7 protein-coding genes and 2 pseudogenes are annotated in these 8,288 nt (G+C 52.6%); 4 read left to right on the top strand and 5 right to left on the bottom strand.

Annotated elements, in window-relative coordinates; all coding sequences use genetic code 11:
* Nucleotides 1-183 precede the first annotated feature (183 nt).
* Nucleotides 184-585: a DM13 domain-containing protein gene (locus ACR0FG_RS20600; protein WP_480895227.1), complete on the top strand. Its 402-nt coding sequence runs from the start codon at nt 184-186 to the stop codon at nt 583-585.
* Between the two features lie 82 nt (nt 586-667).
* The gene (locus tag ACR0FG_RS20595) at nt 668-1,039 is read left to right on the top strand and encodes a hypothetical protein (RefSeq protein ID WP_480895224.1); all 372 of its coding nucleotides are present in this window, start codon (nt 668-670) and stop codon (nt 1,037-1,039) included.
* Between the two features lie 17 nt (nt 1,040-1,056).
* On the opposite strand, the gene ACR0FG_RS20590 is transcribed toward ACR0FG_RS20595, so the two are convergent.
* The 5 genes and pseudogenes from ACR0FG_RS20590 to ACR0FG_RS20570 all read right to left on the bottom strand — a co-directional run bounded on the left by ACR0FG_RS20590 (nt 1,057) and on the right by ACR0FG_RS20570 (nt 6,328).
* Nucleotides 1,057-1,941 carry an SGNH/GDSL hydrolase family protein gene (locus ACR0FG_RS20590; RefSeq protein WP_480895223.1) on the bottom strand — a complete coding sequence of 295 codons (885 nt, stop codon included), beginning with the start codon at nt 1,939-1,941 and terminating at the stop codon, nt 1,057-1,059.
* Between the two features lie 22 nt (nt 1,942-1,963).
* Complete coding sequence (locus ACR0FG_RS20585) at nt 1,964-2,827, bottom strand: SGNH/GDSL hydrolase family protein (RefSeq protein ID WP_480895221.1); 864 nt, start codon at nt 2,825-2,827, stop codon at nt 1,964-1,966.
* A gap of 215 nt (nt 2,828-3,042) precedes the next feature.
* Nucleotides 3,043-3,327, bottom strand: a pseudogene (locus tag ACR0FG_RS20580) (transposase); the annotation flags it as partial.
* Nucleotides 3,328-3,645: 318 nt separating this feature from the next.
* Nucleotides 3,646-5,034: a hypothetical protein gene (locus ACR0FG_RS20575; RefSeq protein ID WP_480895219.1), complete on the bottom strand. Its 1,389-nt coding sequence runs from the start codon at nt 5,032-5,034 to the stop codon at nt 3,646-3,648.
* Nucleotide 5,035: 1 nt separating this feature from the next.
* Nucleotides 5,036-6,328, bottom strand: a complete 1,293-nt coding sequence (locus tag ACR0FG_RS20570) for a M16 family metallopeptidase (protein WP_480895217.1) — start codon at nt 6,326-6,328, stop codon at nt 5,036-5,038.
* 351 nt (nt 6,329-6,679) lie between these two features.
* On the opposite strand from ACR0FG_RS20570, the gene ACR0FG_RS20565 reads away from it, so the two are divergent.
* Together ACR0FG_RS20565 and ACR0FG_RS20560 are read left to right on the top strand one after the other, a co-directional pair.
* Nucleotides 6,680-6,928 carry a hypothetical protein gene (locus ACR0FG_RS20565; RefSeq protein WP_480895216.1) on the top strand — a complete coding sequence of 83 codons (249 nt, stop codon included), beginning with the start codon at nt 6,680-6,682 and terminating at the stop codon, nt 6,926-6,928.
* Nucleotides 6,929-7,005: 77 nt separating this feature from the next.
* Nucleotides 7,006-8,129 (top strand): annotated as a pseudogene (locus tag ACR0FG_RS20560) (IS3 family transposase); the annotation flags it as partial.
* Between the last annotated feature and the right edge of the window lie 159 nt (nt 8,130-8,288).

Raw genomic sequence — 8,288 nt, 5'->3', positions numbered from 1 at the left:
GTCCAATCCTGTCCTGCATGAGCGCACTATCTGAACCGCGGTTCGCCTGATGGATGGCGAGAGAGTTTGTAGCAGAACTCATTTGTTTCAGAGTCTCAAATTCCCTCGACGCGATGTGAGTTGGCAGCGCGCCCTTAGTCTGTTCAGCATCTTTCCATCTCAGATTTGGATAGGACAGTCGACATGATGATCAAACGCCGCCAATTCGTAAAGCTGGGGCTTGCTTCGGCAGCCGCACTCTCGGTCGGAGCGCCTGCTGCATTAGCCGGGGACAAGACCCGCACCGGCAGTCTGTCCGGGCGTCGCGGTTATAACGTGAAGGGAACGGTCTCGGTAACTGGCGATACCGTCACGCTCAAAAACGATTACGTCTTTGATCCCGGCAAGAACCCGCCGGACATCAAGATCGGTTTCGGCAATGGTGAGACCTATGCCAAGGGCTCGAAGATCCACGACAAGCTGACCGTCAAGAAAGGCGAGGCCTCGTTCAAAATCCCGGCCGGTATCGACACAAGCAAGTACAACGAGCTTTATATCTACTGCGAGAAGTTCACCGTGATCCTGGCGGTGGCCCCGCTAAGTTAAGCGCCCGCTTGCACACTTTGGAAAACCGCCCGCTGATGTGGGCGGTTTTTGTCGTTTTATCCAGCATGTGGGGAGGGCAGATTTGTACCGTCAGGATTCCTTCTTTGATTTGTCAGGTTGGGGACAGGTCGGGCTGGCGTTACTGAGCGCTGTCCTGTTTCTGCTGATGGTACTTCTGGCACGCCGCGCCTTGCGCCGTTTCCCGCTCTGGGCGCGGTTTTCAGGGGCGCTTGCGCTGTTCTGGCTGTTTGTGTGGCTATCGCCGCAAATCTATTACATGTACTACCGGATGGTCATTCCCGACCTGCCTCTACGATGGGTGATCTGGCCGCCCCGCGACCCTCTTAGACCACTGGAGATGCTGTTTTTCTCGTATGAACAGAACCTGAGCGCCCACGGCCAAGGCATCCTTGGGTGGGCGGTCATTCTGGCCGCCGTCCTGCCGCGCAGGTGAACAGGTTGATCAGAGGACTAGCTCTGTTCCTCGGTTGGCTCGATCTGGTCGAAAATGGCCGAACATATCTGGTCCATTTCCAGCGCAAAGAAGTTTTTGGCAGCCGCCTCGTTCGGATGGTAGGGGTCCTTAACCATGCCCTTCTTGTTCACGCGGAAGTAATGCTTGCTGCCCTGGTTGGCCGCAACCGTTTCAGGCGTGGCTCCCGGTACGAACGTACACCGCAATCCCGTTACCTTGAACGCATCCATCAGGTTCTTTTGCGCCCGCAGACGCAGATCGACGATCTTCTTCTTGTAGGCAGGCGCGGTGGTCATGAAAATGCAGGGCAGATCGGGGGGCAGTTGCGCCTGCAGGCGTTCAACATCCCGGATAGCGGCTTCGGGGTTGTTGGCCCACCGCTTGGCCGAATTTCCGAGAAAGGACATCAAGATCAGTTTGGGATCATAGTAGCCGTCTCGCAACATCTCTTCCAGCGGTGAGGTTTTGGCCGCGCAGAACTGATACTCCTTCCCCTTGCCGATCTGCACATACTTGTTGCCAGTCGTGTTTACGAATCCATACGTGCCGGCGTTCACGTTCCATTTCGGATCCACCTTGCAGATCGTGTCCTTTGACCGCCCGGACCGCGCGGTCCACGAGTCGATGGAGCTGGACCGGACACCAATCACCCCGACCCGCATTTCCCCAAGGCGTTCAAGGTGCTTTTTCTGCCGGGCATTAGGGTGACAGTGATCCTTGATATCGCTGAAAAACTCCAGAAAAGCCGGGCCCGACCCAAAGGATATCTGGCTGTCCCCGATAATCAGGATCTCCGGCGAGGTGAATCCCTCTGCGTTGGCCCCCGGAATGGTGAAGGCCAAGGCGCAAATAGTTGCGACTATCTTTTTGAACACCTGCATATCCCCCCTGCAGTTTTTGCGCCTACTTCAGGGCCGAAAATACCGCGTTGCAGATTTCGGCCGTGTTGATGTCAAGGAATTCCCGAACCGCTGACCGGCTTGGATGATGCGGATCCTTGACCTTGCCCGCGTTGTTACGCCGGAAATAGGCGGATTTGCCTTCGATCGCGGCGCGTGTCTTGCGGTTGAACCCTTCAACCACGACACATTGCGTGCCCGCCTGCCGCAAGGCGCGGGCGATTGTGGTCTGGGCCTTCATCCGTTTGTCGTTGGTTTTTTTCAGATAGACCGGCACGCTTGAGATGAAGACGCACGGAATATCGTCCGGGATCTGGTCGAGCGTGCGGCGGGCATCCTGTTGGGCCAACTCGGGCGAATTGGCCCAGCGGTTGGCTGAATTACCCAGAAAGGTCAGGACAAGCAATTCGGGGCTGTAATGCCCGCGCTCAAACATTGCCTGAAACGCAGTCTGTTTGGGTTTGCAGAACTGATAAGCGTTGCCCTTGCCGATCTGAATGAACACTCGGTCGGGGTTGCCATCAATTCCGTAGGCCCCGGCATTGACCCCGAATTTCTTATCGACATCGCAGATCGCGCCCTTTGCGGCCCCATTGTGTGTTGTCCAGGACTGCAACGAGGTCGAGCGGACGCCGATTGCGGCAGCCTCGCGGTTGCCCAGTTTGCTAATCGCCTTTTTGCGTTGAGGCGTCATCTCGCATCGCTCGGTCAGTTCATCGAAGAAGCGCAGGTACTCTTTGCCTGCCCCGAAGGAAATCTGGCTGTCCCCCAGGATCAGAACGTCGGGCTGAGCCATTGCGGGCTGTACGCTCAAAGCCGAAGCGGTGGCCAGCCAGAATCCAAAAACTGATACACTGAGCGGTATCACACCTTCACCTTCAACTGCCGCATTCGCAGCCGGTCTACACCCGGCAATTCGCGTTACAATGCGGGATCGTGAGGTGTAACACCAATCAATACCTGGTTATATCTGCCGTGCCTCCTACGGTGATCGGCTTGAGGCCGCGGTATGAACCGACCTTTTCGGCGGTTCTGTCGCAAATTCCTTTGAAGGACGAGAATACAACGCAGGCGGGATGATTAAGTCGCATCTATCATCACGGTCTTATCTTCGCCGTGCTCAGCGGCCAATTCGACCAACATCCGGGCGAAGATGCCCTTGTCGCGCCAACGTTTCCAGCGGTTGTAGAGCGTCTTGTGCGGGCCGTATTCCTTCGGCGCATCGTGCTAGCGCAAACCATTGCGATTAATGAAGACTATCGCTCTCAACACCCGCCGGTCATCTACGTGGGGTTTGCCGTGAGACTTTGTGAAGATGGGCTCAAGACGCGCCATCTGGGCATCGGTCAGCCAAAACAGATCAGACATGTTCACCGCTCGTTTTTCGAACCGTGAATCACGCAACCCCGTAGAATTCAATGGGTCCTGACCCTAAACCGATGGGTAACGCGGTTATCTGGTGCTATCGCTGAGGAAACACGTCGCCGCAAATGTGCATGTTCCAAATTGCACAGAGAGCGTTGAATATGGCGGTGAAGGATAATGCGCCAAAACGACCAAGAATATCGGTGAAGAGTGGCTTCTAAATGAAATAACACTCCCAATCAGGATGAACTAAAAAACACGCCGGCTGGGAACCGAATTTGATTCGACAAAAGCTTGAACCACAATTGTATTGAATTTCATCTAAAGGTTTTCAGCATTCGAAAGCACATCAAGGCAGAACCTCAGCGGGGTGTTTTTGGGTAGAGAACAGTAACCGTTTGACTGCAAGATGTTCGAAGGCGAGCTTCCTCCTCCGATCAGAATTAGAAGGAAATCCTCTAAAGGTGGTAAAAGTTCATGAGAGTTTGCTGCCGTTTCCTCTAACGACAGTGTTTGCATCGCACCGAATAGCGGTATTTCGATGTTGCCGTCAGTGCCCTCGGGATACTCACGCAGGTATAGCCTCGTTCCCCAGACAGGCTCTGTGAAAAAATCGCGATAGTAAGTTCGGTCCAATTGATCGAACTGAATGCTCAAACCTTCTTGTTCAATTTTCCCGCTGCGGACGCTCTGGTAGATGTCCCTTATTTTACCATATATCTCAGGCCACCATTTCGCCTCAACTGTCGCGCTTAGTGAGATAATTGCTTTTTTCTTTCCCAAGACAACGAAGTCTGAACGTGGATCGTAAGCCGCGCGCATTTCCTGGCGGATAATACGAAACATCTCGGATCCTTGGTTGGCGCCGATGTAATCCAGCAAGACATTTGTACCAATCTGGTCGGTTTCCTCTTCAAACTCTTCAGCTTTGACGAAAAGGATCAGCATCTCAGTGGAGGCGGGATCGGCAAAGTGAATAACACCCGTCGGAAGGGTGAAGGCCTCATCATTCGTGCCAATCAACGCTTCGGACCATTTCGCGAAAGGCAACTTCCACTTTCCCTTCATACGGGGAAGCTTGTTGATCAGTCGAAGGGTTCGGTGTTCAACTTCTGGATCTCCAGATCTTAGGATTGCCTGAATAGGCTGGCCAAAACGAAATTCGATACCCTCAATCTCGGTTTCCGCCTCCCCAGGGTCGTACTCCAGAAAATCCGCCACTTCATTCAGGACATGTTCTGGCCTTCTGCTCCTGGTAGACGTGATTGGGCTCGAATACTGCAGCTCTCTTGCATACCAGCCATCCGAGTACTCCGGCTCAAGCAAGAGATTTTCAAGGTGGATGATGGTCTCTGGAAAGACTTCGTTTGGCGCCGAGGTAGTGAGCATAAGACTATGGCGGTTTGCTTCGACGTAATGCCTGATTCCCTTCAACTGCTTGAATTCAGCAATTTTGTGTGACGAGCGGCTTGATGTTCCTCCTGAAACGACGCTTGAGAGACCAGCACGCAATGCAGCCACCCGGTCTATCGTTGGTCGATCAATCGACCAGACCAAGGTGAGTTCTGAAATACCGTTCTTCAAAGGCTTTAGATAAGCGATATTCGCATCGCCTGTCGTTGCTATCAATTCCGCTCGGACGTGCTGTGCCGACAGCAGGCTGAGAACCATGATGAGAGCCGAAAGGAAATGGTCTTTGAGTATTTGCATGTTATTCTGTTTTTTCGACCAACACGACAGAAGTGGCCGATGGCGTGATAGCAGTTTTGGCAAAATCAATAACCTCCTGTTCCGTCGTATCGTTCAGAATGTCGACAAATACTGTTGGTGTCACAGGGGGAAAGCCATCAGAAGCCACATTCATCAGGAATGATAGAAACGCAACAGGTCGGCGCGCGGCATTCTGGGCTGCAACGACCTGCTTCTGTCGCGCTTGATTTATTTCATACCTGGTGATCGGTTCGTTCAGCAAATTGACCAGTGTCTCGGTTAGATAGTTGTGCGCCGCTTCCAGGCTGAAGCCGGGCATCAGTTGCATATCTATGGTAAGCTCAAGATCAGCATTCTTGGCAAAAAACCAGTCGGCATTGACGCCGAAAACACGCTCATCCTGATAGTAGAGGGCCTTGTAAAGCCTTTCGTTCAAAATATCGCTGGCGATAAAAAATGCGCCCTGCATATCGATACTGGTTGACCGATCTTCGAAGTCCACGAATTTCGCAAGCTGGATTGTATCATGCGTCAGCTTGTCTGATTTAAGGCGTTCGATAAACCTGAGCTCGGGATCTGGTTTGTGATCTAACCAGGGTTTCTTGGGAGACTCAGAAGATTCTGTATCCCCAAAAATAAGAGCAACGAGTTCCTCGGCTTTGTCAGGTTCAATCTTTCCCGACACAATTAACGTCACATTGGACGGCGCGTAGTGCACTTGGTGAAACTGAAACGCCTTTTCAATATTCAGTTTCGGAAGGTCATCGATGGTATTGTTTGCACGACCGCGCAGAGTGCCATAGAGATTTTGAAGCGCAATTCTTTGCAGCCAGCGGTGCGGAGACTGTCTTTCGCGTAACAGTGTTTCCCTCTGAACAATATCAACTTCGCTTTCTGCAAATCCTGCTGGCAGCGATGGCGTTTCAAGAACAGCCCGGGACAGCCGCAACAACATTTCTATGTCAGAAGGTATGCCGGAATTCGTGTACACCGTCGATACGTTATGCGTCGATGCATAGATGTCTCGCTCTCGAGGCTTTCTGAGTATGGTGGCGTCTGCTGAAAATGCAGCCAGATGCTCAGTTAGATGAGCTGTACCGGATGGATCCGGATCATCATACGCCCCCGAAAGAACAATTAACTGCACGTCTACACGCTCGAAGTCATCTCTCGGAACCACATAGGCTGCGTACAGTCCGCCTTTTTCGGAAAGAGGGATGACGCTTTGAGCTTGAACAGTTCCGGCAAACGCCAACAAGACTAGCGAAAAAAACAATACGATTGCGCGCATCATAATCCTTTGGATTTTGTCACTTAGGCCAAAAACTCCATTATCAAGCGTTTAACGAGAGTCGCAATTAATTGATGAATGGTTGTGAGATGCGAGCTGTTTTTGCAAGCTGCGAATTGGAAACTTGTCGAAGTGTGTTCAAATCGAAGCCAAATTTTCCCAGATTTTAGGTTTCAGTCCTCCATTGGTTTGATCACCCATAGACTGTCGATCGTACAGCGGCAGAGAAGGTGCGGATATCTTCAAATTCAAGAAGCCTATGTCGGCTTTAGTGACAATGATTGGAAACGTTCTTGTAGTATTGGCGCCTGTGTTTGGTGATGCGCACTGATCGAAGGTCTAGCGGTTTCGTGGATGGGCGTTCCTGCCAGCGCCCAAAACCATCATCCAGATGGATTACAGGCCGATGATGCACTAACAGTCAAATTGGACCAGTCAGATGAGGCTGCTCAGCTTGGCGTAGATACTACGACGAAGAAAGACCGCACAGCGAAATTGGGAACAACGCCCAGCAGCGATGATGAAATCGCCAGGCGCATCCAGCCCGTCCGCGCGATCAAAAGGGCGGAAAATCTACCGACAAGCGGCGGCAATTCCGATTGAGCTCCCCCTCAAAATTCGGCCACCGACCTAAGCTATGATCTGTTGTCTGTGGATCTTCCACGAGGAGGAGATCAGAGATGCCGAAACGGCAGAACCATTCGCCTGAGTTCAAGGCAAAGGTGGCACTTGAAGCGAAGAAGGGTGACCAGACGGTGTCCGATCTTGCCAGCAGGTTTGGCGTTCACCCGACGATGATCCACAGCCGGAAGCGGGCGCGCTTGGAAGGTGCGTCCGGTGTATTTGAGTGCGGGGGCAAGAAAGCCTCTCAGATTGACGAGGAGCAAGTCAAGGAACTGCAAGCGAAGATCTGCGAACTGGTCGTAGCCAACTTTTTTGTCACGAAAGCTCAAACCGTGGACCGGCAAGTAAGGTGGAAGATGGGCGAGTCGACCAATTCGGATCTTCCGATTGGCAAGCAATGCAAGCTGCTGTCGATCTCACGGTCATCGTTCTACTATACACCGAAGAGCGAGACGGCGCTGAGCCTGATGCTAATGCGTTAGATCGACGAGCAGTTCCCGGAGACACCGTTTTTCGGCGTCCGGCAGATGACGTGACACCTGCGCAACGATAACCATCTGGTGATCGAGAAGCAGATCAGGCGATTGATGCGGTTGATGGGCCTGATGCCGATCTACCAGAAGCCCAACACCAGCAAGGCGGCGAAGGGGTGCAAAATATACCCATACCTACTGTTAGGCCAGATGGTGACGCGAACCAATTAGGTTTGGGCGGCTGATATTACTAATCTGCCGATGCGTAGGGGCTTTCTGTGCTGGTCGCCATCATGGATTGGGAGACACACAACGTGCTGGCCTGGCATATCTCGAACACGTTAGAGGCTGACTTTTGCGTCGATGCGCTGAACAAGGCGATCCACCGCTTCAGCCCACCTGAGATCATGGACGCTGATCAGGGATCACAGTTTACGTCCTTCACCCGGACAGACCGCCTGCGGCGATCCGGCGTCCGGATCTCGATGGATGGCAAGGGCCGTTTCCTTGACAACTTCTTTGTAGAGTGGCACTGGCGGTCCTTGAAATACGAATGCGTCTACCTGCGCGCCTGGGAGACCGGATCACAAGCCAAGGCCGGTGTCGGCAAATGGATCAAGTTTTACAACCCTAAGCGCTCCCATTCCGCCCTTGGCGGCAGACCGCCAGCCGTAGTCTATTGGCTGACAAAAAACAAACCAACCCCGGTCAGCAGGAGCAAAGAATTGCTTGATCTACGTGAAAACCTGTTCAAGCATTTAGGAGTAGCTCAGTTCACCCCTCTTCATACGTTCCGACGACGTCTTGTGCTCGGAATGAATGACTGATTTGGCATCAGATAATTGTCATGTTTCCAGCGTTTCACG

This window comes from Ruegeria sp. E1 (assembly GCF_056534225.1).
Note: the sequence above shows the minus strand (reverse complement) of the source record. Positions and strands in the feature narration are given on the sequence as shown.

What these genes read in the sequence shown, in the direction of transcription:
- ACR0FG_RS20600 (WP_480895227.1), top strand. Translation starts at nt 184, where the DNA reads ATGATGATCAAACGCCGCCAATTCGTAAAGCTGGGGCTTGCTTCGGCA.
- ACR0FG_RS20590 (WP_480895223.1), bottom strand. Translation starts at nt 1,941, where the DNA reads ATGCAGGTGTTCAAAAAGATAGTCGCAACTATTTGCGCCTTGGCCTTC.
- ACR0FG_RS20575 (WP_480895219.1), bottom strand. Translation starts at nt 5,034, where the DNA reads ATGCAAATACTCAAAGACCATTTCCTTTCGGCTCTCATCATGGTTCTC.
- ACR0FG_RS20570 (WP_480895217.1), bottom strand. Translation starts at nt 6,328, where the DNA reads ATGATGCGCGCAATCGTATTGTTTTTTTCGCTAGTCTTGTTGGCGTTT.
- ACR0FG_RS20565 (WP_480895216.1), top strand. Translation starts at nt 6,680, where the DNA reads ATGGGCGTTCCTGCCAGCGCCCAAAACCATCATCCAGATGGATTACAG.